This window comes from Muribaculum sp. (assembly GCF_029051885.1).
Lineage (GTDB): Bacteria > Bacteroidota > Bacteroidia > Bacteroidales > Muribaculaceae > Muribaculum.
This window is the reverse complement of record NZ_JAIDKI010000266.1, coordinates 1-1083: the sequence shown is the minus strand read 5'-3', so window position 1 is coordinate 1083 and position 1083 is coordinate 1. Positions and strand designations below refer to the sequence as shown.

At 45.6% G+C, this 1083-nt stretch carries 2 protein-coding genes; both read left to right on the top strand.

Features of this window, described 5'->3' with window-relative positions; translation table 11 throughout:
* Nucleotides 1-172: 172 nt before the first annotated feature.
* Entirely contained in the window at nt 173-538 is a 366-nt protein-coding gene (locus tag K2I50_RS10865; RefSeq protein ID WP_301026369.1) for a DUF488 domain-containing protein, read from the top strand.
* Between the two features lie 20 nt (nt 539-558).
* Complete coding sequence (locus tag K2I50_RS10860) at nt 559-1005, top strand: PepSY-like domain-containing protein (protein ID WP_301026368.1); 447 nt, start codon at nt 559-561, stop codon at nt 1003-1005.
* The last annotated feature ends 78 nt before the right edge of the window (nt 1006-1083 follow it).

The following is a 1083-nucleotide window of genomic DNA, read 5'->3' as shown; positions in this document are numbered from 1 at the left end:
CTCCATCATCACAAGACAAAAATCACTCAGAGATATGCGACCCCAGCGTTAACAAATATTGGGGAACGGGGTCTAAATGTTACCGCCAGTGCGGTAAAACATGCTCTCAGAAATAAGACACATTCTGTAGAACTTTACATAGCGATAGCACGTTATGACTGAAAATAGCATTATGACAGATATAAAGCTACAGCGTGTATATGACAATCCGACCGGTTCGGATGATGACGGATGGCGAATATATGTCGACCGACTATGGCCAAGAGGTGAAAGCAAAGTGAAATTTCACTATGACTGTTGGGCCAAGGACATCGCTCCGTCAACCGAACTTCGCGAATGGTTTCACGCAGATCCACAGAACCGATGGCAGGATTTCACACGCAAATACATATCTGAGCTACAGGCAAACCCTGCTGTCGACGATTTAATCGCCCGGATACGCCGGCATCAGTGTGTCACACTACTCTACAGCAGCCACGATTATCAACACAACAACGCTATCGTGCTTGCTGAATACCTGCACAAGAAAATCGACTAACTCATTTAAATTTCTAAATTATGAAATTAAAACGCATTCTAATGGGAATGGCCATAATGGTGGCTGGAGCATTCTCAGCATCGGCATCCGACAGTTTCTCCCGTGATGCATCCATACTCCCCACTGTAGCACAAGAGCTTATCGGCAAAAACTTCAAAGCCAACGTAAGCCTAATAAAGGTAGACAAGACTCTCGGACATATCGATGAATATGATGTAATTCTCACCGACGGAACCGAGATATCCTTTGACCGTCAAGGCAATCTGAAGGAGATTGAGACATCCCAGTCTAAATCCGTACCCAAAGGCCTTGTGCCGGCGTCTATCGCACGCTACGTCACCGCATCCCACAAAGGGCAACACGTTGTAAGCCTCGAACGCAAACGAAATGGATGGGACATCGAATTATCAAACGGTATCGACATACGGTTTGATAAAGAGGGTAACTTCCTGCGCTACGACGATTGACATTAAGACCCCGTTCCCCAATATTTGTTAACGCTGGGGTCGCATATCTCTGAGTGATTTTTGTCTTGTGATGATGGA

What these genes read in the sequence shown, in the direction of transcription:
- K2I50_RS10865 (WP_301026369.1), top strand. Translation starts at nt 173, where the DNA reads ATGACAGATATAAAGCTACAGCGTGTATATGACAATCCGACCGGTTCG.
- K2I50_RS10860 (WP_301026368.1), top strand. Translation starts at nt 559, where the DNA reads ATGAAATTAAAACGCATTCTAATGGGAATGGCCATAATGGTGGCTGGA.